22 protein-coding genes are annotated in these 24,815 nt (G+C 55.2%); 8 read left to right on the plus strand and 14 right to left on the minus strand.

The genetic code is table 11. The features are described 5' to 3' along the window. Window positions 1-117 precede the first annotated feature (117 nt). A complete protein-coding gene (gene tsgA, locus ABLV75_RS25130) occupies window positions 118-1,302 on the plus strand; it encodes an MFS transporter TsgA (RefSeq protein WP_004106415.1) in 1,185 nt (394 codons plus the stop codon). Here the strand turns inward: tsgA and ABLV75_RS25135 are convergent. Continuing rightward, the gene (locus tag ABLV75_RS25135; RefSeq protein WP_004106417.1) at window positions 1,299-2,621 is read right to left on the minus strand and encodes a cytosine deaminase; all 1,323 of its coding nucleotides are present in this window, start codon (window positions 2,619-2,621) and stop codon (window positions 1,299-1,301) included. The genes tsgA and ABLV75_RS25135 overlap by 4 nt on opposite strands. Window positions 2,622-2,861: 240 nt before the next feature. Here ABLV75_RS25135 and nirB point away from each other — a divergent pair, with 240 nt between their 5' ends. The 5 genes from nirB to ABLV75_RS25160 all read left to right on the plus strand — a co-directional run bounded on the left by nirB (window position 2,862) and on the right by ABLV75_RS25160 (window position 8,672). Continuing rightward, window positions 2,862-5,405: an NADPH-nitrite reductase large subunit gene (nirB, locus tag ABLV75_RS25140; RefSeq protein ID WP_348855205.1), complete on the plus strand. Its 2,544-nt coding sequence runs from the start codon at window positions 2,862-2,864 to the stop codon at window positions 5,403-5,405. Beyond that, on the plus strand, window positions 5,402-5,728 hold the full coding sequence (gene nirD / locus ABLV75_RS25145; RefSeq protein ID WP_004106426.1) for a nitrite reductase small subunit NirD: 327 nt from the start codon (window positions 5,402-5,404) through the stop codon (window positions 5,726-5,728). The genes nirB and nirD overlap by 4 nt, the downstream gene beginning before the upstream one ends. 138 nt (window positions 5,729-5,866) lie before the next feature. Further along, a complete protein-coding gene (gene nirC, locus ABLV75_RS25150) occupies window positions 5,867-6,673 on the plus strand; it encodes a nitrite transporter NirC (protein WP_004106428.1) in 807 nt (268 codons plus the stop codon). Between the two features lie 220 nt (window positions 6,674-6,893). Then, window positions 6,894-8,267, plus strand: coding sequence for a siroheme synthase CysG (cysG, locus tag ABLV75_RS25155; protein ID WP_004106431.1), 1,374 nt, complete (start codon window positions 6,894-6,896; stop codon window positions 8,265-8,267). A gap of 231 nt (window positions 8,268-8,498) precedes the next feature. Further along, window positions 8,499-8,672, plus strand: a complete 174-nt coding sequence (locus ABLV75_RS25160; RefSeq protein WP_016810006.1) for a YhfL family protein — start codon at window positions 8,499-8,501, stop codon at window positions 8,670-8,672. Window positions 8,673-8,926: 254 nt separating this feature from the next. Here the strand turns inward: ABLV75_RS25160 and trpS are convergent, their stop codons facing one another. The 12 genes from trpS to ABLV75_RS25220 form a co-directional block, all read right to left on the minus strand. Then, window positions 8,927-9,931, minus strand: coding sequence for a tryptophan--tRNA ligase (gene trpS, locus ABLV75_RS25165; RefSeq protein WP_004106433.1), 1,005 nt, complete (start codon window positions 9,929-9,931; stop codon window positions 8,927-8,929). 3 nt (window positions 9,932-9,934) lie between these two features. Next, the gene (gph, locus tag ABLV75_RS25170) at window positions 9,935-10,684 is read right to left on the minus strand and encodes a phosphoglycolate phosphatase (protein ID WP_004106435.1); all 750 of its coding nucleotides are present in this window, start codon (window positions 10,682-10,684) and stop codon (window positions 9,935-9,937) included. After that, window positions 10,677-11,354, minus strand: a complete 678-nt coding sequence (gene rpe, locus ABLV75_RS25175) for a ribulose-phosphate 3-epimerase (protein WP_004106437.1) — start codon at window positions 11,352-11,354, stop codon at window positions 10,677-10,679. Before rpe ends, gph begins: the two co-directional genes overlap by 8 nt. A gap of 17 nt (window positions 11,355-11,371) precedes the next feature. Next, window positions 11,372-12,199, minus strand: a complete 828-nt coding sequence (gene dam, locus ABLV75_RS25180; RefSeq protein ID WP_004106438.1) for an adenine-specific DNA-methyltransferase — start codon at window positions 12,197-12,199, stop codon at window positions 11,372-11,374. A 78-nt stretch (window positions 12,200-12,277) separates the two neighbouring features. Then, a complete protein-coding gene (damX, locus tag ABLV75_RS25185; RefSeq protein ID WP_004106439.1) occupies window positions 12,278-13,588 on the minus strand; it encodes a cell division protein DamX in 1,311 nt (436 codons plus the stop codon). A gap of 84 nt (window positions 13,589-13,672) precedes the next feature. Continuing rightward, window positions 13,673-14,767, minus strand: coding sequence for a 3-dehydroquinate synthase (aroB, locus tag ABLV75_RS25190; protein ID WP_004106440.1), 1,095 nt, complete (start codon window positions 14,765-14,767; stop codon window positions 13,673-13,675). A gap of 54 nt (window positions 14,768-14,821) precedes the next feature. Further along, entirely contained in the window at window positions 14,822-15,343 is a 522-nt protein-coding gene (gene aroK, locus ABLV75_RS25195; protein ID WP_004106441.1) for a shikimate kinase AroK, read from the minus strand. 269 nt (window positions 15,344-15,612) lie between these two features. Continuing rightward, complete coding sequence (hofQ, locus tag ABLV75_RS25200) at window positions 15,613-16,854, minus strand: DNA uptake porin HofQ (protein ID WP_032704789.1); 1,242 nt, start codon at window positions 16,852-16,854, stop codon at window positions 15,613-15,615. Then, window positions 16,763-17,170, minus strand: a complete 408-nt coding sequence (locus ABLV75_RS25205; RefSeq protein ID WP_032704790.1) for a HofP DNA utilization family protein — start codon at window positions 17,168-17,170, stop codon at window positions 16,763-16,765. The genes hofQ and ABLV75_RS25205 overlap by 92 nt, the downstream gene beginning before the upstream one ends. Further along, window positions 17,160-17,600 carry a hypothetical protein gene (locus ABLV75_RS25210; protein WP_004106444.1) on the minus strand — a complete coding sequence of 147 codons (441 nt, stop codon included), beginning with the start codon at window positions 17,598-17,600 and terminating at the stop codon, window positions 17,160-17,162. The genes ABLV75_RS25205 and ABLV75_RS25210 overlap by 11 nt, the downstream gene beginning before the upstream one ends. Next, window positions 17,584-18,123, minus strand: a complete 540-nt coding sequence (locus tag ABLV75_RS25215; protein ID WP_004106445.1) for a PilN domain-containing protein — start codon at window positions 18,121-18,123, stop codon at window positions 17,584-17,586. The genes ABLV75_RS25210 and ABLV75_RS25215 overlap by 17 nt, the downstream gene beginning before the upstream one ends. Further along, window positions 18,120-18,911, minus strand: coding sequence for a hypothetical protein (locus tag ABLV75_RS25220; protein ID WP_004106446.1), 792 nt, complete (start codon window positions 18,909-18,911; stop codon window positions 18,120-18,122). Before ABLV75_RS25220 ends, ABLV75_RS25215 begins: the two co-directional genes overlap by 4 nt. Window positions 18,912-19,028: 117 nt before the next feature. On the opposite strand from ABLV75_RS25220, the gene mrcA reads away from it, so the two are divergent. Then, window positions 19,029-21,587 (plus strand): peptidoglycan glycosyltransferase/peptidoglycan DD-transpeptidase MrcA, encoded by a 2,559-nt coding sequence (gene mrcA / locus ABLV75_RS25225; RefSeq protein WP_004106448.1) that lies wholly within the window; start codon window positions 19,029-19,031, stop codon window positions 21,585-21,587. Between the two features lie 159 nt (window positions 21,588-21,746). Here the strand turns inward: mrcA and nudE are convergent, their stop codons facing one another. Continuing rightward, window positions 21,747-22,307 carry an ADP compounds hydrolase NudE gene (gene nudE, locus ABLV75_RS25230; RefSeq protein ID WP_004106453.1) on the minus strand — a complete coding sequence of 187 codons (561 nt, stop codon included), beginning with the start codon at window positions 22,305-22,307 and terminating at the stop codon, window positions 21,747-21,749. A 330-nt stretch (window positions 22,308-22,637) separates the two neighbouring features. Here nudE and ABLV75_RS25235 point away from each other — a divergent pair, with 330 nt between their 5' ends. Beyond that, window positions 22,638-24,767, plus strand: coding sequence for an intracellular growth attenuator family protein (locus ABLV75_RS25235; RefSeq protein ID WP_004106455.1), 2,130 nt, complete (start codon window positions 22,638-22,640; stop codon window positions 24,765-24,767). Window positions 24,768-24,815: the final 48 nt, after the last annotated feature.

Below are 24,815 nucleotides of genomic sequence, written 5' to 3' on the forward strand. Positions count from 1 at the left end.
CAATTGCAAAAAACTATAAATTTCAGAATAAACGTTTGCTTGAATCACGCTAACGCATAAAATCTGTCCGCCCGGCGCAGAGTCAACGCGCTTTACATTTCTATTCACAGGCCTGTCATGACTAACAGCAATCGTATCAAGCTCACATGGATCAGCTTCTTCTCCTACGCCCTGACCGGCGCGTTGGTGATTGTCACCGGGATGGTGATGGGAAACATCGCAGATTATTTTCATCTGCCCGTCTCCAGCATGAGCAACACCTTTACCTTTCTTAATGCCGGTATCCTGATCTCTATCTTCCTGAACGCTTGGCTGATGGAAATTGTTCCGCTGAAAACGCAACTGCGCTTTGGCTTTATCCTGATGATTCTGGCCGTCGCCGGTTTGATGTTCAGCCATAGCCTGGCGCTGTTTTCCGCCTCGATGTTCGTGCTTGGGCTGGTCAGCGGGATCACCATGTCGATTGGTACCTTCTTGATTACCCATATGTACGAAGGTCGTCAGCGCGGCGCGCGGCTGCTGTTCACCGACTCCTTCTTCAGCATGGCGGGGATGATCTTCCCGATGCTGGCCGCCTATCTGCTGGCGCGCAGCATCGAATGGTACTGGGTTTATGCCTGCATCGGCCTGGTCTACGTCGCTATTTTCATTCTGACCTTCGGCTGTGAATTCCCGGTCCTGGGCAAAAAAGCCTTGCAGGATAGCCAGCCGGTCGTGAAAGAAAAATGGGGTATCGGCGTGCTGTTTCTCTCCATCGCCGCCCTGTGCTACATCCTCGGCCAGTTGGGTTTCATCTCCTGGGTACCGGAATACGCCAAAGGCCTGGGCATGAGCCTTGGCGATGCGGGTAAGCTGGTAAGCGATTTCTGGATGTCGTACATGATCGGCATGTGGTCATTCAGCTTCATCCTGCGCTTCTTTGACCTGCAGCGTATTCTGACCGTGCTGGCGGGCGTGGCGACGGTGCTGATGTATCTGTTTATTAACGGTTCGCCGGAGCATATGCCGTGGTTTATTCTCACCCTCGGCTTCTTCTCCAGCGCCATCTATACGTCGATCATCACCCTGGGGTCACTGCAAACTAAAGTGTCGTCGCCGAAGCTGGTGAACTTCATTCTGACCTGCGGCACCGTGGGTACCATGCTGACTTTCGTCGTTACCGGCCCTATCGTTGCCGCCAGCGGACCGCTGGCAGCGCTGCATACCGCTAACGGCCTCTATGCCGTGGTCTTTGTGATGTGTCTGATCCTCGGCTTCGTCTCCCGCCACCGCCAGAACAACGCGGCAGCGGAATCGCACTAAGCCTCAGGCCCCTTTGTTCCGGCAAAGGGGCTATTTCGGGTAAAGAACAGCTCCTCCCCGCCCCGATCCATCTGTACCCAGGTTTGCGCCAGCTGCGTGGTAGCGATAACTCTCCCCTGGCGAATGGACCAACGAACCGGAACCTGACAACGCACAGCCTCAAACCCGTTTTCCGCAGGGAGAATCACCAGATTCGCCGTGTTCCCCGTCGCAATACCGTAATCGCTCAGGCCAAACGTTCGCGCGCTATTTTCCGTCACCAGCTTGAGTCCATCGTTAATCTGCTGATAGCCCATCATCTGACAAACGTGCAGCCCCATGTGCAGCACCTGCAGCATGTTGCCGGTTCCCAGCGGATACCAGGGATCAAAGACATCGTCATGGCCAAAGCAGACGTTAATGCCCGCCGCCATCAGCTCCTTCACGCGCGTGATGCCGCGGCGTTTCGGATAGTCGTCAAACCGTCCCTGAAGGTGAATATTGACCAGCGGGTTAGCCACGAAGTTAATGCCGGACAGTTTCAGCAAACGAAAAAGACGTGATGTATAAGCGCCATTGTAGGAGTGCATCGCGGTGGTATGGCTGGCGGTCACTCTCGGCCCAATCCCCTCTTTTAACGCCAGGGCCGCCACGGTCTCAACGAATCGCGACTGTTCATCATCGATTTCATCACAGTGGATATCTAAAGGCCGCTGATACTTTTTCGCCAGACGAAAAGCGATGTGCAGGGACTCCACGCCATATTCGCGAGTGAATTCAAAATGCGGGATGGCGCCCACCACATCGGCGCCCAGCCGCAGGGCTTCTTCCAGCAGAGCCTCACCATTGGGATAGGATAAAATCCCCTCTTGTGGGAAGGCGACAATCTGCAAATCTACCCACGGCGCGACTTCCTGCTTCACCTCCAGCATGGCTTTGAGCGCGGTCAGCGTCGGATCGGAAACGTCGACGTGGGTGCGCACAAACTGAATACCGTTGGCAATTTGCCATTTCAACGTCTTCCAGGCGCGGGCTTTCACGTCTTCATGGCTCAACAGCGCCTTACGCTCCGCCCATCGCTCAATCCCTTCAAACAGGGTACCGGACTGATTCCAGTTCGGCTCGCCGGCGGTCTGGGTCGTATCGAGGTGAATATGCGGTTCAATAAAAGGGGGGATGGCCAGCCCGCCGCGCGCATTCAGCACTTCAAAATTCTCTTTGCGCGCCTCCCCCATAGGGGTGATATCCCCGAAGCGCCCCTTGTCTATCGCTATCTGCCATAACCCTTCGCGATCGGGCAGACGAACGTTCTCAATTAACCAAAGCGGCGCTGCTGTCATATCGATGACTCCCGTAATTGTTGCTGAAATTTTACTCAACCCGCCGTGGGTATCCGTTGCTAATTTTGTACATAAAAAAAGCAAAAAGGAAAAGCCAGCGTTTTCCGTCACTTATAAAAATACTGACAAATCATAAACATACCACTTAAGTAGTAGGTAAAGGTGTAATTGATTTGCATCAATAAGTGTCGCGGCTGAATCGTTAAGGTAGGCGGTAATATAAAAGAAATCGAGGCAAAAATGAGCAAAGTCAGACTCGCTATCATTGGTAATGGTATGGTCGGCCACCGCTTTATTGAGGACCTTCTTGATAAATCCGACGCCAGCCTGTTCGATATTACCGTCTTCTGTGAAGAACCCCGTATCGCCTACGATCGCGTACACCTCTCCTCCTACTTCTCTCACCATACCGCCGAAGAGCTCTCTTTGGTACGGGAAGGTTTCTACGAGAAGCACGGCGTTAAGGTACTGGTCGGTGAACGCGCCATTACCATCAACCGCCAGGAGAAGGTCATCCACTCCAGCGCGGGCCGTACCGTTTTCTATGACAAGCTGATTATGGCAACCGGCTCCTATCCGTGGATCCCGCCGATAAAAGGTTCTGAAACTCAGGACTGCTTTGTTTATCGCACTATTGAAGACCTGAACGCTATTGAAGCCTGCGCCCGTCGCAGCAAGCGCGGCGCCGTCGTCGGCGGCGGTCTGTTAGGCCTGGAAGCCGCTGGGGCGCTAAAAAACCTCGGCGTTGAAACCCACGTCATTGAATTCGCCCCTATGCTGATGGCGGAACAGCTGGATCAGATGGGTGGCGAACAGCTGCGCCGTAAGATTGAAAGCATGGGCGTGCGGGTGCACACCAGCAAAAATACCAAAGAGATTGTCCAGGAAGGACGCGAAGCGCGTAAAACCATGCGTTTTGCCGACGGCAGCGAGTTGGAAGTTGACTTCATCGTTTTCTCTACCGGTATCCGCCCGCGCGATAAGCTGGCCACCCAGTGCGGTCTGGAAGTCGCTCCACGCGGCGGCATTGTGATCAATGACGCCTGTCAGACTTCTGACCCGGATATCTACGCCATCGGGGAATGTGCCAGCTGGAATAACCGCGTTTATGGCCTGGTCGCCCCGGGCTATAAAATGGCCCAGGTTACCGTTGACCATATCCTGAAAACAGAAAACGCCTTTGAAGGCGCGGATCTGAGCGCCAAGCTAAAGCTGCTGGGCGTTGACGTCGGCGGGATTGGCGACGCTCACGGACGCACGCCAGGCGCGCGCAGCTACGTTTACCTCGACGAAAGCAAAGAGGTCTACAAACGCCTCATCGTGAGTGAAGATAATAAAACTCTGCTCGGTGCGGTGCTGGTGGGCGACACCAGCGATTACGGCAATCTGCTGCAGCTGGTGCTCAATGCGATCGAACTGCCGGAAAACCCGGACTCGCTGATCCTCCCGGCGCATGCGGGCAGCGGTAAGCCGTCAATTGGCGTGGATAAACTGCCGGACAGCGCACAAATTTGCTCCTGCTTTGACGTCACCAAAGGCGCATTGATTGCCGCTATTAATAAAGGCTGCCACACCGTGGCGGCGCTGAAAGCAGAAACCAAAGCCGGCACCGGCTGCGGCGGCTGTATCCCGCTTTTGACTCAGGTTCTCAACGCCGAACTGGCGAAACAGGGCATCGAAGTCAACAATAACCTGTGCGAGCACTTTGCGTACTCCCGTCAGGAACTGTTCCACCTCATCCGCGTGGAAGGCATCAAAACCTTTGAAGAGCTGCTGGCAAAACACGGTAAAGGCTACGGCTGTGAGGTTTGTAAACCGACCGTTGGCTCGCTGCTGGCCTCCTGCTGGAACGAATATATTCTGAAACCGCAGCACACCCCGCTGCAGGATACCAACGACAACTTCCTGGCCAATATCCAGAAAGACGGCACCTACTCCGTTATTCCCCGCTCTGCCGGCGGTGAAATCACCCCGGAAGGGCTGGTGGCGGTAGGCCGTATCGCTCGTGAATTTAACCTGTATACCAAGATCACCGGTTCCCAGCGTATCGGCCTGTTTGGCGCACAAAAAGACGATCTACCGGAAATCTGGCGTCAGTTGATCGACGCGGGCTTCGAAACCGGTCACGCATACGCTAAGGCGCTGCGAATGGCGAAAACCTGCGTAGGCAGCACCTGGTGCCGCTACGGCGTGGGCGATAGCGTCGGCTTCGGCGTAGAGCTGGAAAACCGCTACAAAGGCATCCGTACGCCGCACAAAATGAAGTTTGGCGTCTCCGGCTGTACCCGCGAATGCGCGGAAGCTCAGGGTAAAGACGTCGGCATCATCGCCACGGAGAAAGGCTGGAACCTTTACGTCTGCGGTAACGGCGGTATGAAACCCCGCCACGCGGATCTGCTGGCAGCGGATCTGGATCGCGAAACGTTAATGAAATATCTCGACCGCTTCATGATGTTCTATATCCGTACCGCCGACAAACTGACCCGTACCGCACCGTGGTTAGATAACCTGGAAGGCGGCATCGATTATCTGAAGTCGGTCATCATCGACGACAAGCTGGGACTGAACGAGCATCTGGAAGAAGAGATGGCTCGCCTGCGTGCAGCGGTAGTCTGCGAGTGGACAGAAACCGTTAACTCGCCAGCGGCCCAGGTACGCTTCAAACACTTTATCAACAGCGACAAGCGCGACCCTAACGTCCAGGTCGTGCCTGAGCGTGAGCAACATCGCCCGGCCACGCTGTACGAACGTATCCCGGTAACTCTGGTGGAGGAAAACGCATGAGCCAGTGGAAAAATATCTGCAAACTCGATGACATCCTGCCGGAAACCGGCGTCTGCGCGCTGTTAGGCGATAAACAAGTGGCGATTTTCCGCCCGTATCACGGTGACCAGGTGTTTGCGATTAGCAATATCGATCCGTTCTTCGAGTCCAGCGTCCTCTCTCGCGGCCTGATCGCCGAGCATCAGGGCGAGCTGTGGGTGGCCAGCCCGCTGAAAAAGCAGCGCTTCCGCCTGCGTGACGGCCTGTGTATGGAAGATGAAAGCCATTCGGTAGCGCACTATGAAGCCCGAGTGAAAGACGGCATCGTGCAGTTACGTGGTTAAGCAATTTAAGGGAGGCGCAACGCCTCCCTTTTTTTTAAATTTTTTACCTTCAATTGATGACACAACATCATCTGTGCTGCGTCGCGAAGGCTGCCAACCAGGAAGCAGCGCAAAGGATGAGGTGTTAAAGGAAATCCTATGTTTACGGACACAATAAACAAGTGCGCGGCCAACGCCGCCCGCATTGCGCGCCTTTCGGCCAATAATCCAATCAGCTTCTGGGTCAGCTCAATGATGGCGGGAGCCTATGTCGGCCTCGGCATCATTCTTATTTTTACCCTCGGCAACCTGCTCGATCCTGCGGTCCGCCCGCTGGTGATGGGCGCCACCTTTGGCATTGCGTTAACGCTGGTGATTATCGCCGGCTCTGAACTGTTCACCGGCCACACCATGTTCCTTACGCTGGGCGTGAAAGCGGGCACCATCAGCCGGAGTCAGATGTGGGCGATTCTGCCCCAGACCTGGATGGGTAATCTGCTGGGTTCGGTTTTCGTGGCGCTGCTGTATTGCTGGGGTAGCGGCAGCCTGCTGCCGGTCGATAGCAGCCTCGTGCATACCGTCGCGCTGGCAAAAACCAGCCAATCCGCGATGGCGCTCTTTTTCAAAGGCGCGCTGTGTAACTGGCTGGTGTGTCTGGCGATCTGGATGGCGATTCGTACCGAGGGCGCGGCCAAATTTATCGCCATCTGGTGGTGTCTACTGGCGTTTATCGCGTCCGGCTATGAGCACTCCGTCGCCAACATGACGCTTTTTGCCCTCTCCTGGTTTGGCCATCACAGCGATGCGTATACCCTTGCGGGAATAGGTCACAATTTGTTATGGGTAACACTCGGCAATACTTTGTCCGGTGTCGTATTTATGGGATTGGGTTATTGGTATGCTACGCCGAAATCGGAGCGCCCCGCCCCGGAAAAAACTAACGAGACTGAGAGTCTGGCTCAGTAGGCGTAATCGGTGAAGGCAGGTTGAACGCGGACAGCGCGAAACAACCGGAACGCACACGTAGTACGTGAGGATGATTCGCTACGCTCACCCTTCGGGCCGCCCTAAAGGGCGTTCAAAACTCGATGAATTTTGTGTGAGCACTGCCCAGGTTCAACCTGACAAATAAAATAGCCTGATAGCCAGATTCTAAGGCTGCTGCCAATAATTAAGAGGGAATGTCGTGGACCATTTGCCTATATTTTGCCAATTACGCGATCGTGACTGTTTGTTAGTCGGCGGCGGCGATGTGGCTGAACGTAAAGCTCGCCTGTTACTGGACGCTGGCGCCAGATTGACGGTTAATGCCCTGGATTTTGTGCCGCAATTCCAGGTATGGGCCGATGCAAACATGCTAACCCTGGTCCAGGGCGAGTTTAATCCTGCGCTGCTGGATAACTGCTGGCTGGCCATCGCTGCTACCGATAACGAAGCGGTTAATCAACAGGTCAGCGAATCAGCGGAAGAAAGGCGAATATTTTGCAACGTGGTCGATGCGCCTCAGCAAGCCAGCTTTATTATGCCGTCGATTATCGACCGTTCACCGCTGATGGTTGCCGTCTCTTCTGGCGGCACCTCGCCGGTGCTGGCGCGCCTGCTGCGCGAAAAGCTGGAGTCGGTTCTGCCATTACATTTGGGCCAGTTGGCCCACTATGCAGGTCAGCTGCGTTCAAGGGTGAAGAAGCAGTTTGCCACCGTCGGCGAGCGCCGACGCTTCTGGGAGAAGCTGTTTGTTAACGACAGGCTGGCGCAGTCGCTGGCCAACGAGGACCGCCAGGCCGTCGCGGACGCTACGGAGCAGCTGCTGACCGAGCCGCTGGACCATCGCGGCGAAGTAGTGCTGGTAGGCGCAGGTCCTGGCGACGCCGGACTGCTGACCCTCAAAGGCCTTCAGCAAATACAGCAGGCCGATGTAGTGGTTTATGACCGCCTGGTCTCCGACGACATCATGAATCTGGTGCGCCGCGATGCCGATCGGGTCTTCGTGGGAAAACGCTCGGGCTACCACTGCGTACCGCAGGAAGAGATTAACCAGATTCTGCTGCGCGAAGCCCAGGGTGGAAAACGCGTTGTTCGCCTGAAAGGTGGCGATCCGTTTATCTTTGGTCGCGGCGGCGAAGAGCTGGAAACTTTGTGTCATGCGGGTATTCCTTTCTCGGTAGTACCGGGAATTACCGCGGCCTCTGGCTGTTCCGCCTACTCCGGCATCCCCCTGACTCACCGGGATTTTGCCCAGGGCGTGCGCCTGGTCACCGGCCACCTTAAGACCGGCGGCGAACTGGACTGGGAAAACCTGGCGGTAGAGAAACAGACCCTGGTGTTCTACATGGGCCTGAACCAGGCTCCGGCGATCCGGGAAAAACTGATTGCCCACGGCATGGCGGCGGATATGCCCGCTGCCATCGTTGAGAACGGCACGGCGATAACCCAGAAGGTGGTCACCGGTACGTTAGAACAGCTGGATATTCTGGCGAAGCAAATGGCCAGCCCCGCGCTGATTATTGTCGGTCGCGTTGTCGGCCTGCGCGACAAGCTGAACTGGTTCTCAAATCACTAATCTTCCTGGCCCACTATTACCATTAATATTGGGCCATATTTTCTTTCAACATAATCTTGCCGCAAATATATTCCATAATATTTAAAAAGCAATTAAGTTAATTTAATCCTTGGAAATTTGACACCCAAAATAAAATCCTATTAAATCAAAAATAAGAAATGACTCAAAAGCCGTTTCTTATTAGCAATGGAAAGTCAAATATATTATATATCATACAACAGGGATTATCTTATGAAAAACATGCTCAGGTTCGCTGCATTAGCGGCAGTTCTCACGTCGCTCACTGCCTGCACCGGCCACATTGAAAACAAAAACAAAACATGCAGTTATGACTATCTCCTTCATCCTGCAATTTCTATTTCCAAGATGATAGGCGGCTGTGGACCCGCAGCAGATCAGAAATAAAATATCAGGTCGGATTATTCCGGCCTTTTTATATGCGGCCTAAAAACCAGTACAATTAAGAAAGTCATGATTGTGTATGAGCGATACGAATAATGACATTTCGGGCTCGCTGCTTTCCGGCCAATCAACGAGTGCTCCTCGCTAATAAATGCAGAGCGTTTACAGAACCACTGCATCATATGGCATCAGCGATTACCAATGAAAAAGCCGGATGTTTTGCACCCGGCTTTTATTGCTCAACCACCGTTAATCCATCAGGGTTTGGCGACGAAACCAATCGCTTCGTAAACCGCTTTCAGGGTCACGGAAGCGCGAGCGCTGGCTTTCTCTGCGCCCTCTTTCATGACCTGATTAAGGAAAGCTTCATCACCGCGGAATCGGTGATAGCGCTCCTGCAGTTCGGTCAGCATACCGGAAACGGCTTCTGCCACCTCGCCCTTCAGATGACCATACATTTTGCCTTCAAAATGCTGCTCCAGCTCTGGAATGCTCTGACCGGTAACCGCAGAGAGAATATCCAGCAGGTTGGAAACACCCGCTTTGTTCTGGATGTCGTAGCGAACAACCGGCGGCTCGTCGGAGTCGGTGACCGCGCGTTTGATCTTCTTCACTACCGATTTCGGGTCTTCCAGCAGGCCGATAACGTTGTTGCGGTTATCATCTGACTTGGACATCTTTTTGGTCGGCTCCAGCAGCGACATCACGCGCGCGCCGGATTTGGGAATAAACGGTTCCGGAACTTTAAACACGTCGCCGTAAATAGCGTTGAAACGCTGGGCGACATCGCGGCTCAGTTCCAGGTGCTGCTTCTGGTCTTCGCCAACCGGGACCTGGTTAGTCTGATACAGCAGAATGTCGGCAGCCATCAATACCGGATAGTCAAACAGACCGGCGTTAATGTTTTCCGCATAGCGCGATGACTTGTCTTTAAACTGGGTCATACGGCTCAGTTCGCCAAAATAGGTGTAGCAGTTCAGCGCCCAGCCCAGCTGCGCATGCTCAGGCACGTGGGACTGAACAAAAATGGTGCTTTTTTTCGGGTCGATACCGCACGCCAGATACAGCGCAAGCGTATCCAGCGTCGCCTTACGCAGCTGCTGCGGATCCTGACGGACGGTAATCGCGTGCTGGTCAACGATGCAGTAAATGCAGTGGTAATCGTCCTGCATGTTTACCCACTGACGCAGCGCACCCATATAGTTGCCAATGGTCAATTCACCTGAGGGCTGTGCGCCACTAAAAACGATGGGCTTGGTCATTTTTTATTCCTGATTTTCACTGTACGGTAGCCCGAAAGCGGGCAAGAGTTCATTAAATTGGTCAAAGATATAATCCGGCTCACTCAACGAAATCGGCTCGCCGTAGTTGTAGCCGTAGGTCAATCCGATAGAGCAGCAGCCGGCGGCCTTCGCGGCCTGAATATCATTGCGCGAGTCGCCAACGAACAGCAGCTCTGCGGGCGCCAGCCCCAGTTTCTCCGCGACCATCAGCAGCGGTTCCGGGTGCGGTTTTTTGTTTTTTACGTCATCGCCGCCGATAACAACGGTAAAATATTTGGCGATATCCAGCGACGACAGTATTGGCGCGACAAACGGCGTTGGCTTATTGGTCACCAGCGCCAGCGGCAGGCCTTTTGCGTGCAGCGCGCCCAGCGTATCGGCAACGGCAGGAAACAAAAAGCTCCCCTCTTCCGCCACTTCGCCATAGTAGCGATCGAACAACTTGCGCAAAATGGCCTGTTGCTCAGCCTGCGGGATATCATCATGATCGACGGAAGGTTTGCCCTGCGCCGCTCTGAGCGTCGCGCGCTCCTGACGAGCCCAGGTCAGGGCCCGCTGGATGAGTACGTCAGCGCCGTTACCAATCCAGGTCACGACTCGCTCTTCGCCCGCCATCGGGAGTTCCAGCGCATACAGGGCGTTATCAACGGCAGCGGTCAATCCCGGCGCGCTGTCCACCAGCGTTCCGTCGAGATCAAACGCCACACCGCGAATGTTGTGTAACTTATCCATGGCTAACCTTTGCTAATTCACTACGCATTTGTTCAACGACTTTTTTGTAGTCCGGCTGATCGAAAATAGCCGAGCCGGCAACAAACATATCCGCACCGGCAGCAGCAATCTCAGCGATGTTGCTCACTTTTACACCGCCATCCACTTCCAGACGGATGTCGTAGCCGGATTCATCAATGCGACGACGAACTTCACGCAGTTTATCCAGGGTATGCGGAATAAAGGACTGACCACCAAAGCCAGGGTTGACGGACATCAACAGAATGACATCCAGCTTATCCATCACGTAATCGAGGTAGCTCAGGGAGGTCGCCGGGTTAAATACCAGGCCGGCTTTACAGCCGTGCTCTTTGATAAGCTGCAGCGTACGGTCAACGTGTTCGGAAGCTTCCGGATGGAAAGTAATGATGCTGGCGCCCGCGGCGGCAAAATCAGGGATGATGCGGTCAACCGGCTTGACCATCAAATGCACATCAATCGGCGCGGTGATACCGTAATTTCGCAGTGATTTCAGCACCATCGGACCAATGGTCAGATTCGGCACGTAGTGGTTGTCCATCACGTCAAAGTGCACAACATCCGCACCCGCAGCCAACGCATTGGCGGTATCCTCGCCCAGACGGGCAAAATCAGCCGACAGAATCGAAGGGGCAATCAAATACTGCTTCATCCGCATCTCCTTGAAATTTATTTGGTCTTGGGCGGACGGTACAGAGCCAGAAGCTCGTCCACCTTCTTACGTGTACCACCGTTACTGCTGATGCTGCGTCGAACCTTCACAATATGCGTCTCAGCGGCGTTTTTATACCACTCCTGAGTGAGCGGCGTGCGATGGTTGGAAATCAGCACTGGAATACGCTTTTTCATCAGCGATTCCGCTTTTTTAGCCAGCAGCTCCTGCTGCTCCTGGCTAAAGCTATTCGTATGATAGGCCGTGAAGTTAGCCGTTGACGACAGCGGCGCATAGGGCGGATCGCAGTAAACAACGGAACGGTGATCTGCCCGCTTCATGCACTCTTCATAAGATTCACAATGAAACTCGGCATGCTGCGCCTTCTCCGCGAAATGATACAGTTCAGCTTCGGGAAAATAGGGCTTTTTATAACGGCCAAAGGGCACGTTGAACTCCCCGCGCAGGTTGTAGCGACACAGACCATTGTAGCCATGACGGTTCAGATACAGGAACAGCACCGCGCGGCGCAGCGGCTCCTGGCTCTGGTTAAACTCGTCGCGAAACAGATAATACTGTTCAGCAACGTTGTTCTCAGGCGTAAACATCTCTCGCGCCGCCGCAACGTACTCATCGGTTTGCAGTTTGACGATGTTATACAGATCGATCAAATCACTATTGATATCAGCGAGGATATAACGAGAAAAGTCGGTATTAAGAAATACCGACCCGGCGCCCACGAAAGGCTCAATCAAGCAGTCGCCCTGCGGCAAGTGCTTTTTAATATCATCAAGCAGGGGGTATTTGCCCCCTGCCCATTTCAGAAAAGCGCGATTCTTTTTCATGCTGCCTAACTAATTACACATTCTCCGGCTGTGGAGAAAGCTCCGACAGCATCCAGCGCTTCAGACTACACTGCGGCATTATTTCAGGTCAGACTGAACCTGATGCAGCGGTTTTGCCCACGGATTTTTCGCCTGTACATCTGCTGGCAGCGTAGCAACGGCACGTTTCGCTTCATCTTTTGAAGCGTAAATACCGCTCACCAGCACATACCAGGGCTGACCGTTACGCGTAGTCTCGTAGACAACATATTTCTCCAGCTTCTCTTTCTTCGCCCAACTATTGAGGTTGTTGTAGTTAGAAGAGCTGCTGAGCTGCAGCGTATAGTGGCCGGACGGCGCAGACTTCATCGAACCAACATCGCCAGCGCTTTTACCCGTAGTCGCCGCTGCAGCTGCCGGAGCGGCAGCTGCAGTCGCAGCCGGAGCAGTAGTTGCTGTCGCGGTGGTCGCCGCAGGAGCGGTAGTCGCAGCCGGTTTAGCCTGTGCGGTAGCGGTAGGCTTAGTGGTCGGCTGAGTTTTTGCCGGGGTCGTAGCGGCGACGCTTTCTGTACGCTTAGGCTGAACCGGAACCTGTTTCGGCTGCGTCGGCGCTTTCGCCGTGGCCTGCGGTTTTGGTTCGATAACCGTATGCTTACGCTCAGCCGGACGCGGCGCTGCCGCCGTCTGACGCTCGGTAGTGGCCTGACGCGGGGCGGCGCCATTGCGCAGCGGCGCAACGGTAGCAGGTTCTGTAGGCAGAGTAGAGTTGGCTACCGCGCTATCAATTTGCCCCTGCTGCTGGGTCAGCGCGTTATTCAGATCACCCTGAACCTCAACGCGCTGCTGCCCTTGTGGTTCAGCCGTCGTCTGCCCTTGAGTCGGGTTAGACGCGATGGGCGGCAGAGAGACATCCTGCGATTGCGCGTTGTTTGCCGCAGAGGAGTCCTGGGCCGCTGGCTGGGTATTATTGTCCTGATCTCCGGACAAGTTGATGCTCTTCTCGCCGGAAGCGGTTTGCTCGTTGGATGAGGATGGTGATTTCAGCGCGGAACCAACGCCAACGATCAGCAGCAGCAGAACGAGGATGCCTACGCCCATCATGATGTACTGACGGGAGGCCGGTTTTGCCGGCGCTTTCTTACGCTTACGCGGACGACGCTCAACCTGACGCTCTTCGTCATCGCCTTCGTCAGACTCTACTTCTTCTTCGTACTCTTCATACTGCTCTTCATCGCGCTCACGGCGTGCTTTGCTGCCGCGCGTCGGGCGACCATCGTCAGCATCATCAAGATCGACATCATCAAAATTGATTTGCGGATCGGCATCACGCTCTGAAGACTGACGAGAACGACCAGTACGACGATCGCTGCGATCGGCTTTCATATCGTCTTCTGGTTTTAATTCATCCATTTAACACCCCACTAAAAGGCTTATGCTCACGACTATTGCATGTCACCCGAAATGATAACGCCGCGCGAACGCGGCCAGACCTTCTTATTGTTGCGCCTGCTGAGTATCAGCAATCGCGCCAAGAACAACATCATGCGGTACTCCGCCGCGTATCTCGCTCTTCCCTATCGCGAGGGGTAGCACCAGCCGCATCTCGCCTGCCAGTACTTTTTTATCACGCATCATGTGGGGCAAATACGCGTCAGCTGTCATCTCCTGCGGCCCGCACACCGGCAGGCCTGCACGTTGCAGCAGATGGATAATTCGCTGCGTATCCTGCGGATTAAACCGCCCCAAACGCTCGGACGCATGCGCCGCCATCACCATGCCGGCAGCGACCGCTTCACCATGTAACCAATTACCGTAGCCCATTTCAGCTTCGATAGCATGACCAAAAGTATGGCCAAGATTGAGTAAAGCACGTAACCCGGTTTCGCGCTCGTCGGCGGCGACAACTTCCGCTTTCAGCTCACAACAGCGACGGATACAGTACGCCATCGCTTTTTCATCCAGCGCCATCAGTGCATCAATATTATTTTCCAGCCAGTCGAAAAATTCGCCGTCAAGAATCACGCCGTACTTGATCACTTCAGCCAGACCGGAAGAGAGCTCACGCTTCGGCAGCGTTTTAAGACAGTTAAGATCGACAACAACGGAAACTGGCTGCCAGAAGGCGCCAATCATGTTTTTACCGAGAGGGTGGTTGACGGCCGTTTTGCCGCCCACCGAAGAGTCCACCTGCGACAGCAGAGTGGTAGGAACCTGAATAAAGCGCACGCCACGCTGGTAGCTGGCGGCGGCAAATCCGGTTAAATCACCGATCACCCCACCGCCGAGCGCCACTAGCGTCGTGTCGCGGCCGTGTGGTTTTTGCAATAGCGCGGTAAAAACAGTATCCATCACCGCCAGGCTTTTAAACTGCTCGCCGTCGGGAAGAATCACGCTATCGACTTTTACTCCCGCTTGCTCAAGTACGGAGCGTACGGTATCCAGATAAAGCGGCGCCAGCGTTTCATTGGTGACCAGCATAACCTGATCGCCTGATTTCAGTGGCAGGAAGGAAGCTGGATCGTTAAACAAACCAGCCGCGATGGTAATCGGGTAACTACGTTCCCCGAGGGTTACAGTAAGCCTCTCCATAACGCGACGTCCACCTCAGTTGCTTTTACTCTGACGCACTTTATTAAGCCAGAATCAATTGCTTTCCAGCATATGAATAATCTGGTTTGCTACCACTTTCGCGCTTTGATCGTCAGTGCGGATAGTGACATCAGCAATCTCTTCGTACAGTGGATTGCGCTCATCTGCCAACGCTTCCAGAACTTCGCGAGGCGGCGCATCAACTTGTAACAAAGGACGCTTTTTATCGCGCTGCGTACGGGCAAGCTGCTTTTCGATAGTTGTTTCCAGGTACACCACCACGCCGCGGGCGGAGAGACGGTTACGCGTTTCACGGGATTTTACAGAGCCACCGCCGGTTGCCAGCACGATTCCCTGTTTTTCCGTCAACTCATTGATGATTTTTTCTTCACGGTCGCGGAAGCCGTCTTCGCCTTCTACATCAAAGACCCAACCCACATCTGCGCCAGTGCGTTTCTCAATTTCTTGATCGGAATCGTAAAATTCCATGTTGAGCTGTTGGGCTAACTGGCGCCCAATAGTGCTTTTGCCGGCACCCATAGGCCCAACCAGAAAGATATTGCGTTTCTCTGCCATTTTTTCGGTACTACTAAGACTATTCGTTAATGGTAAACCCGCTTCGCAGACACCCAGCGCAGCAGGACATGAACTGAAACCTCATATGCAATAGAGCGAGAGTCAGACTAAAAATTATCTCAATACTCCGGCTGGTTTGGCAACAGAATAAATCACCGGACAAGAAAGGGAGGATTGATGTCGTACCCGACTCTCAAATCGGTACCCCTTGTATGCTAAATCCGTCCTCACGTCAAACACCTGAAACGTGTTTAGCATGAAAAACCCGCTTAATGCACTGCCAGAATACGTGGAGTGATGAAGACAACCAGTTCACGTCGTTCGTTATCCTTGCCGTCGCGGCGAAACAGTTGGCCAAACCAGGGGATGTCGCTAAGGAGAGGAATACCCTCGCGAGAAGTTTTATTTTTTTGCGCAAAGATACCGCCTAAAGCCAGGGTCTCGCCGCTTTTAACCTCTACCTGAGTTTCTATTTCTTGTTTATCAATAGCCAATACTTCGCCATTATCCTGTTTGAGCACCTGGCCCGGCGTATTTTCGCTAATTCTGAGTTTTAAACGTACGCGGTTTTGATGTAACACCGTCGGCGTTACCTCCATCCCCAGCACCGCCTCTTTAAACTCCACAGAGGTTGCGCCGCTTTCGCCGCTGGAGACCTGATAAGGTATCTCGCTTCCTTGCTTAATGCTGGCGGGCTGCATATGCGAAGCCAGCAGTCGAGGGCTGGCGATGATGTCTACCTGCTGCTTCCGCTCAAGCGCGGAGAGCTCCAGCTCCAGAAGCCGCCCGCTGATGCGGCCGATGTTAAACCCGGCCCTTGTACTGGCATCCCCTACCGCCAGGTTGCTGCTCAAGGTGGTTAATTTACCCGAGCCTGGCGGGCTGCTCGCTTCTGCCAGGCTCCATTTAACGCCCAGTTCCCGCAGGCTGGTTTCGCTCATTGAAACGATATGCGCCGCCAGCTCGACCTGACCTACGGGTACATCCATCTCCTGGGCCCATGCTTTTAACGCCGGAAGGTGCCGGGCATCATCTCGAATCAACAGACGGTTGGTTCGCTTATCGACCGTCAGATGTCCGCGAGCGCTCAGCAATTTTTCGCCGGCTTTAGCCAGATCCTCCGCATCAGCATAGCGAAGGGTCACGCTATGCCCCTGCAAAGGGAGATTCTGCAGACGCTTTGCTCTTTCCGCCTCAAGGTTCATCTGCTGCGCCTTTTGCCACGCCTGGGTGTGTACGTAGAGAACCGAACCTTGCTGGGTAAGGGTCAAACCGGCGCTGTCGATCACCGATCGCAACGCCTGCAGCCAGGGTACCTCATTCAGATGAAGAGATACCGAGCCGCTGACGTCAGGTGCGATCACGAGATTTTTTTGCTTTAGCTCCGCCAACGACTGGAGTACCTGAGCCACCGGGGCATCATCGATGACCAGCGACACGGGAAGATCCTTTTTTGCCGCGTCGCCCATCAGCGGCAGGAGCAGAAAAAGCAGGCTTATCCATCGCATCATTCTTTATTCCCTTTCGCAGCCAGACCCACTGTGCAGGTTCACACCCGGGGCCGGTTAATATGGTTATTTTCTCTGCCGTCAGCAGCGTCACCCGCCAGCCCGCGGGTAAAATCGTCTCCGTCCTCACCCGACGCCACTTCCCGGCGCTATCCTGCAAAATGCCAATAAGCGCCAGCGGGTCGCCGACAGCTCCGCCATAGCGCCACTGGCTAAGCTGCGCCGTCCGGCAGCGATCCACCGGGGGGCGGAACGGATCGCGTTCCACCGCCAGCAGCGGAAGTGGGAACAGCAGCCAGTACCACCATTTAAGGCGCATCTTCCGCCCCCAGATGCAAAGTCAACCGTAGAGCCTGTTTTTCCGGCTGCACAGAGAAAGCCGTAGCTCGCATCCCGCAGCGGGCAAGCCAGGAAAAGAGCGCAGGCACCGCTTGCCAGTCAGCCTCCAGCTGCATCTCGCCCCCACCGCCCATCGGCCGCCAGGCGATAAGCGCCGCCCCAGCCACCGGGGGCTCAATGGGAGAAAATGGCTGGGTCGCTGCGTCATCTATTCCGGCTGCACGTAGCGCGCTCACCAGCGGCAGCAGTTTTCGCCACTGCATCTGTATGCGCGGCGAGAGCTCCACTGGCGTTTCTGTCTGGGAAGGCAGCATGAGCCAGCGCCCGATTGCGGCAATCAGAACCAGCAGGAGAGGTATCGCTAACAGACTTTTACGCTCCGCCAGCAAGCGTTCAATGCTCCCCCGCATGTTCGTCCTCTCCAACCATGGAAAAGTGAAATAGCCAGCGCCCTTCGCTATCGCGGTGCGTTTCCCCTGCCTTTGCCGGAAGAAAACCGCTAATGTTTGCCAGCGCCTTTTCCAGCGCGGCTAACCCTTTAAGATTCAACGTTAGCCCGCTTAGCGACAGAGCGTTCTGGCGGTATTCCAGATGGGTTAACCAGGCATCTTCCGGCATACGCGCCGCTATCTCCTGCAGCCTTGGCTGCCACGCGGCGGTTTTTTCGCGCCGCAGGCGGCGCAGGCGCTGTTGATCCCTGTGCTGTAGCTGCTGACGCATGGTGCGCTCACGCTGCTGTAATGCGCTGTAAAGCTGGTTATCAGCGTTTAGCTTAACGGTTGCCAGCCAGTGAGCGGCCCGTTTGTTGAGCCGTGGGGCAAGCAGCGCCGCAAGCAGGATAAGCAGTAAACCGACGCTCACCAGGCCGCCTATGCGCAGGCGCTGTTTTCGCCGCGTTTCGCGCCAGGGAAGAAAGTTGACGATGTGGCTCATAGCTGGCGCGCTCCCAGCGCCAACCCCAGAGCAACGGTATAGCTGTCGCCACAGCTCGGCAGAGGCGGCTGCAGGCGATCGATGACGCTCCAGGCGTCAAAGCTCTGCCCGTCGCACGGCGCTGAAGTGCAGAGACGAAATGCTCCAGCGTTTACCCGGGAAACCATGTGGGGAAAAGAGGGAGCTTCGCTGCACAAACAATATCCCCAGTTCTCGGCGGTTGCCCAAAGCCAGCTCGCTTCGTCGCGCCACGCCAGCCCCTGCGTTTCAACCGGCAGCCAGGGGATAAAAGCGCTAAGCGCGCTGGCATCCGGGACAATCCCCACCACTCTTAACCTGAGGCGGGTTGCCAGCCGGCATAGCGCGTTGACGTCTAAGCGCTGCGCAGCGGTAACCCGCCAGCCATCGACCGCAGCAGATTGGGCATAATCGACGCACAGCGAAGAGGCGGGCATTTCCAGCTGCTGCGCCATGGCGCTGGTAATCCAGGTCGCCTGCTCGCTTTCTCTTAATGAAATCTGCGGACGCAGGAGCTGCTTCTGCAGCGTTCGCGCCGCCGGGAAGGCAATGCAGACTTGATGCTGCAAAGGCAGCTCCCGCCGCCAGCTTTGCAACTGGTGGGCCAGCGACTCAACGTCCACTACCATCCCCTGACGCACGGTGCCGGGCATTAATGGGATATTCCACCAGCGGCGCAGCGCCCAGCGTGAGCGCTCATGCAACAACGCGACAATAGCAATATGGTCCTGCTGAATATGCATTCCTATGCGCCAGTTTCTAAAAGCCATGCCTACGATCTCCTTATCACCCGATATGCTTCGCTATATCAATGCTCCAGGCTTGCCTTTATACTACTGCGCGTTTGTTTATAAACTGCCCAATGAAAACTAAATGAGAAATCTCCGGTGAAGTTCGTAAAGTATCTTTTTATCCTTGCAGTCTGTTGCGTACTGCTGGGAGCAGGCTCGATTTTTGGTCTCTATAAATATATAGAGCCGCAGCTCCCCGACGTCGCAACGCTGAAGGATGTGCGCCTGCAAATCCCGATGCAGGTCTATAGCGCGGATGGCGAGCTGATCGCGCAATATGGCGAAAAACGCCGTATTCCCGTCACGCTGCAGCAAATGCCGCCTGAGCTGATTAAAGCGTTTATCGCCACCGAAGATAGCCGTTTTTATGAGCATCATGGCGTTGACCCTGTCGGGATTTTCCGCGCCGCCAGCGTCGCGATGTTCTCCGGTCACGCCTCGCAGGGCGCCAGTACGATTACCCAACAGCTGGCGCGTAACTTCTTCCTGAGCCCCGAAAAAACGTTGATGCGTAAGGTGAAAGAGGCCTTCCTCGCGATCCGCATCGAGCAGTTACTCAATAAAGATGAAATTCTTGAGCTGTACCTGAACAAAATCTATCTTGGCTATCGCGCCTACGGCGTCGGCGCGGCCGCGCAGGTCTACTTTGGCAAATCCGTCGATCAGCTTACGCTGAGCGAGATGGCGGTGATTGCAGGCCTGCCTAAAGCGCCGTCAACCTTTAACCCGCTCTATTCCATGGATCGTGCAACCGCCCGCCGCAACGTTGTTCTTTCGCGTATGCTGAGCGAAGGCTACATCACGCAGGCGCAGTACGATCAGGCGCGTAGCCAGCCTATTGACGCAAGCTACCATACCCCGGAAATCGCCTTCTCCTCGCCGTATCTCAGCGAAATGGTGCGTCAGGAGATGGTCAGCCGCTACGGCGAGCAGGCTTATGAAGACGGCTATCGCGTCTACACCACCATCACCCGTAAAAATCAGCAGGCAGCCCAGCAGGCGGTACGGAATAACGTGCTGGATTACGATATGCGCCACGGCTATCGCGGGCCGGAAAAGGTGCTGTGGAAAGTGGGTGAAACGCCGTGGGATAACCAGAAAATCATCGATACCCTGAAAAAAACCCCAGGCTCCGGACCGCTCTCTCCGGCGGTTATCACTTCGGCAAATCCGCAGGAAGCCGTCGCGCTACTGAGCAACGGAACCTCGGTGTCGCTGAATATGGAAGGCGTCCGCTGGGCGCGGCGCTTTATCTCCGATACTCAACAGGGCGCCACGCCGCGTAAGGTGAACGATGTCGTGCAGACCGGACAACAGGTCTGGGTTCGCCAGGTAGGCAACAGCTGGTGGCTGGCGCAGGTGCCGGACGTCAACTCGGCGCTGGTATCGATCAACCCGCAAAACGGGGCGATCATTGCGCTGGTCGGCGGTTTCGATTTCAACCAAAGCAAGTTCAACCGCGCCACTCAAGCGCTGCGTCAGGTTGGCTCTAACATTAAACCGTTCCTCTACACCGCGGCGATGGATAAAGGCCTGACCCTGGCGAGCATGCTCAACGACGTGCCGATTTCCCGCTGGGATGCCGGTTCCGGCTCCGACTGGCGGCCGAAAAACTCCCCGCCGCAGTATGCGGGTCCTATCCGCCTGCGCCAGGGTTTGGGTCAATCAAAGAACGTGGTGATGGTCCGCGCGATGCGGGCTATGGGCGTGGATTACGCGGCTGAGTATCTGCAGCGCTTCGGCTTCCCGGCGCAGAACATCGTGCGGACCGAATCACTGGCCCTGGGCTCCGCATCGTTCACGCCGCTGCAGGTTGCGCGCGGCTACTCGGTTATGGCTAACGGCGGTTTCCTGGTTAGCCCTTATTTCATCAGCAAAATCGAGAACGATCAGGGCGGCGTCATTTTTGAAGAGCGGCCAAAAATTGCCTGCCCACAGTGCAATATTCCGGTGATTTACGGCGATACGCCGAAGTCTGATGTGCTGGAAAATAAAGACGTTGAGGACGTAGCGACCTCGCAGGATCCGCAAAATCCCGGCGTTCCTCCGCAGCCGCAGCTGGCGCAGGCAAACCAGTCTCTGGTCGCGCAAAGTGGCGCTCCGGAGTATGCGCCGCACGTGATCAACACGCCGCTGGCGTTCCTGATTAAAAGCGCCCTCAACACCAATATCTTCGGCGAACCCGGCTGGATGGGTACCGGCTGGCGAGCAGGGCGCGACCTGCAGCGTCACGATATCGGCGGCAAAACCGGGACCACTAACAGCTCAAAAGATGCGTGGTTCTCCGGCTATGGCCCTGGCGTGGTGACATCGGTATGGATTGGCTTTGACGACCACCGTCGCGATCTCGGCCGCACCACCGCCTCCGGCGCCATCAAAAATCAGATATCAGGCTACGAAGGTGGCGCCAAAAGCGCGCAGCCGGCCTGGGATGATTTTATGAAAAGGGTGCTGGAAGGCGTACCGGAAGAGCCGCTCACGCCGCCGCCGGGCATTATTACGGTCAACATTGACCGCAGCACCGGTCAGTTAGCCAGCGGCGGGAACAGCCGCGCAGAGTACTTTATTGAGGGAACTCAACCTACCCAGCAGGCCGTTCACGAAGTGGGCACCACCATCACCGATGGCGGGGGCGAGTCTCACGAACTGTTCTGACAAAAAAAGCGCCTGCGGGCGCTTTTTTCTTTGGCTGATGGTCACCATTTTAGAGACGTTGCCCGCCGCGTAGCCAGGCGGCTGGCGCCTTACCCGCCCAGGCGGTGCGGTACAGGCATTCACTCCGCAGGCAACGGGCGTTTTTTACCTGCGAGTGCGTTAAAGTCGCCCCTGAGCCTGAAGCCATTCCCGCAGCAGGAACAGCGCGCTCACGTTACGGGCTTCGTTGAAGTCTTCTTCATCAAGCAGCGTCATCAGCTGCGATAGCGGCCAGCGAACCTGCGGCAGCGGCTCTGGCTCATCGCCAGGCAGCGATTCCGGATACAGATCTTCCGCCACCAGGATATTCATCTTGCTGGAGAAATAGGACGGAGCCATGCTGAGCTTTTTCAAAAACGTCAGCTTTTGCGCGCCAAATCCGACCTCTTCTTTCAGTTCGCGGTTGGCGGCTTCCATAACGCTTTCGCCAGGATCGATCAGGCCTTTCGAAAAGCCCAGCTCATAGGACTCGGTACCAACAGCGTATTCGCGAATCAGGATTATGTGGTCATCGACAATCGGCACAATCATCACGGCTTCACGGGTAGAAGGCCGCATCCGTTCATATACGCGGCGCACCCCGTTGCTGAACTCAAGGTCCACGCTTTCAACATTAAAAAGGCGCGAGCGCGCGACTGTTTCAACGTTGAGAATGGTGGGTTTTTGTAATGATTTGCTCATTGTCATCGGTCTATGCTGTGATTACAGAGGGCATTGTGCGATACGCAGCACGGTTTCGGCAATCCAATTCGCCACTAATTTACATAGTTGCAACCTTTTCGTTTTGAAACCTATTATCACAAAGACTCAAAAGTCAATAGGTTGACCAGTATTTGAGAATATACCGATTCCTGGATTTTAACGTTTTTGATAAGGTTGTATGCTGCTGCATTGCACAATAGATGTTCCCGCTTTGACAGGATAAGTGCCGATGGCAACGGCTGTTTTACCTGCATGATGAATGGCAACCGACGATACCAATAAGAAAAGAATAACTATGATGGGATGGGCATGGGCACCTTTCTGATATTTTTGTTAGCTCTGCTAATCTGCGCATTGCTTATCGGGTGGTGGTATCGCTCGCATGCCAGACGTCGCCGCCTGCCGCTGCTGCACGCCTTTAGCGATGCCGCTACGCGCAACCTCTCCGATGAAGAGCGCAGCGCCGTAGAAAAATACCTCGAAAGTCTCAGCCGCAACCAGCAGTTGCCAGCTTCAGGCGCCAGTACCGCGCCGCTAAACCTGATGCTGAACGAACAGAGCGATACCGTTTATAGCGTTACCCGAGCGATCACTCGCTACGGCATCACCACGGACGATCTCAACAAATGGCGCTACTTCCTTGATTCAGTAGAAATTCATCTGCCCCCATTCTGGGAGCAACATATTAATGACGAGAACAGCGTCGAATTAATCTCCACCACGAGCCTACCGCTGGTGATTGCGCTTAACGGGCAGACGCTGAGCGACTATCCGCAGGAGTCCCGTGGTTTCGCCCTTGAACAAGCCCCGGCGACCCAGGCATCTATCCGCGGGGAAGAGAGCGAACAAATTGAGCTGCTCAACATCCGCCCGGAAACGCCCGAAGAGCACGCACTGAGCCGCCCCGACGGCCTTCGCGAAGCTATTCTGGCAGTCTCCGCGTTCCTGCTGTTTTATTGTAGCCTGATCGCCCCCGACGTCTTTTCGCCCTGGCTTCTCGGCGGCGGTATACTGCTACTTCTTGCCAGCGTATGGGGAATCTACGCGCCGCCGCGCAAAACGTCGCTGCGGGAAATTCATTGTTTGCGCGGTATGCCTAAACGCTGGGGGTTGTTTGGTGAAAACACCCAGGAGCATACCAACAATATTTCTCTCGGCATTATTGACCTCATCTACCCGCGCCACTGGCAACCGTGGATCGCGCAGGACCTTGGCCAGCAAACGGATATCGACATCTATCTCAGCCGCCATGTAGTCCGCCAGGGACGCTATCTGTCGCTGCACGATGAGGTTAAAAACTTCCCGCTTCAATACTGGCTTCGTAGCACGATTATCGCCCTGGGAGCACTACTGGTTGTTGTCATGCTGTGGGCCAGCGTTCCGCTAAACATGCCTTTTAAATTCACGCTGTCATGGCTAAAAGGCGCACAGACCATCGAAGCCACTACGGTCGCCCAACTGGAGAAATCGAAAATTCGCATTGGCGATACGCTGCGCCTGAAAGGCTCGGGAATGTGTAACATTCACACCCCGGGCGCGTGGACAGCAAAAGAGAACTCGCCGTTTATGCCGTTCGATTGTTCACAAATCGTCTGGAATGATGCGCCTCCCCTGCCCCTGCCGGAGTCAGATATCGTCAGTAAGGCCGCCGCGCTGATGCAGACCGTTCAGCGCCAGCTCCACCCCGAATCCGATGACGATTCGCGGGTCAGCCCGGCGCTACGCTCCGCTATTCAGAAATCCGGCATGGTGCTGTTGGATGACTTTGGCGATATCGTCACCAAAACCAACGACCTGTGCTCTGCGAAAGACGATTGCGTTCGCCTGAAGAATGCGCTGGTTAACCTCGGTAACACCCGTAACTGGGAAACGCTGACCAAACGCGCCAGCGCGGGCAAACTGGACGGGGTTAACGTGCTGCTGCGTCCGGTAAGCGCGGAGTCGCTGGAGAATCTGGTTACCACCTCCACCGCGCCGTTCGTCAGTCGGGAAACCTCACGTGCCGCTCAGGCGCTGAATAGCCCGGCGCCTGGCGGTTTTCTGATTGCCAGCGATGAAGGCAGCGACCTGGTCAATCAGCCCTGGCCAAGCACCGGATTATACGACTTCCCTGCACACCAGCAGTGGAGTGAACTACGGCGCCTGGCGAGCATGTTGATGCACACGCCGTTCCAGGCTGAAGGTATCGTCACCAGCCTTTATACCGATGCTAACGGCACGCAGCATATCAACCTGCACCGTATCCCTGACCGCACTGGCCTGTGGCGCTACCTCGGGACAACGCTGCTGCTGCTGGCCATGCTGGGCTGCACGGCGTATCACGGCATCCAGGCTTTTCGTCGCTATCAGCGCCATCGCCAGCGCCAGGAAGAGATCCAGAAATACTACGAAAGCTGCCTGAATCCGGTTCTGCTCTCCTCGCCGGACCCGCAAGAATAATTCTCTGTACGGCGGGGTGTGATACCCTGTCGCGCAATTTCCCTTCGC

The organism is Klebsiella sp. CN_Kp066, assembly GCF_040065135.1.
GTDB lineage: Bacteria > Pseudomonadota > Gammaproteobacteria > Enterobacterales > Enterobacteriaceae > Klebsiella > Klebsiella oxytoca.

Excerpts from the sequence above, each read along its gene's own strand:
- tsgA (WP_004106415.1), top strand. The coding sequence starts at position 118 with ATGACTAACAGCAATCGTATCAAGCTCACATGGATCAGCTTCTTCTCC.
- ABLV75_RS25135 (WP_004106417.1), bottom strand. The coding sequence starts at position 2,621 with ATGACAGCAGCGCCGCTTTGGTTAATTGAGAACGTTCGTCTGCCCGAT.
- nirB (WP_348855205.1), top strand. The coding sequence starts at position 2,862 with ATGAGCAAAGTCAGACTCGCTATCATTGGTAATGGTATGGTCGGCCAC.
- nirD (WP_004106426.1), top strand. The coding sequence starts at position 5,402 with ATGAGCCAGTGGAAAAATATCTGCAAACTCGATGACATCCTGCCGGAA.
- nirC (WP_004106428.1), top strand. The coding sequence starts at position 5,867 with ATGTTTACGGACACAATAAACAAGTGCGCGGCCAACGCCGCCCGCATT.
- ABLV75_RS25160 (WP_016810006.1), top strand. The coding sequence starts at position 8,499 with ATGAAAAACATGCTCAGGTTCGCTGCATTAGCGGCAGTTCTCACGTCG.
- trpS (WP_004106433.1), bottom strand. The coding sequence starts at position 9,931 with ATGACCAAGCCCATCGTTTTTAGTGGCGCACAGCCCTCAGGTGAATTG.
- gph (WP_004106435.1), bottom strand. The coding sequence starts at position 10,684 with ATGGATAAGTTACACAACATTCGCGGTGTGGCGTTTGATCTCGACGGA.
- rpe (WP_004106437.1), bottom strand. The coding sequence starts at position 11,354 with ATGAAGCAGTATTTGATTGCCCCTTCGATTCTGTCGGCTGATTTTGCC.
- dam (WP_004106438.1), bottom strand. The coding sequence starts at position 12,199 with ATGAAAAAGAATCGCGCTTTTCTGAAATGGGCAGGGGGCAAATACCCC.
- damX (WP_004106439.1), bottom strand. The coding sequence starts at position 13,588 with ATGGATGAATTAAAACCAGAAGACGATATGAAAGCCGATCGCAGCGAT.
- aroB (WP_004106440.1), bottom strand. The coding sequence starts at position 14,767 with ATGGAGAGGCTTACTGTAACCCTCGGGGAACGTAGTTACCCGATTACC.
- aroK (WP_004106441.1), bottom strand. The coding sequence starts at position 15,343 with ATGGCAGAGAAACGCAATATCTTTCTGGTTGGGCCTATGGGTGCCGGC.
- hofQ (WP_032704789.1), bottom strand. The coding sequence starts at position 16,854 with ATGATGCGATGGATAAGCCTGCTTTTTCTGCTCCTGCCGCTGATGGGC.
- ABLV75_RS25205 (WP_032704790.1), bottom strand. The coding sequence starts at position 17,170 with ATGCGCCTTAAATGGTGGTACTGGCTGCTGTTCCCACTTCCGCTGCTG.
- ABLV75_RS25210 (WP_004106444.1), bottom strand. The coding sequence starts at position 17,600 with ATGCGGGGGAGCATTGAACGCTTGCTGGCGGAGCGTAAAAGTCTGTTA.
- ABLV75_RS25215 (WP_004106445.1), bottom strand. The coding sequence starts at position 18,123 with ATGAGCCACATCGTCAACTTTCTTCCCTGGCGCGAAACGCGGCGAAAA.
- ABLV75_RS25220 (WP_004106446.1), bottom strand. The coding sequence starts at position 18,911 with ATGGCTTTTAGAAACTGGCGCATAGGAATGCATATTCAGCAGGACCAT.
- nudE (WP_004106453.1), bottom strand. The coding sequence starts at position 22,307 with ATGAGCAAATCATTACAAAAACCCACCATTCTCAACGTTGAAACAGTC.
- ABLV75_RS25235 (WP_004106455.1), top strand. The coding sequence starts at position 22,638 with ATGGGCACCTTTCTGATATTTTTGTTAGCTCTGCTAATCTGCGCATTG.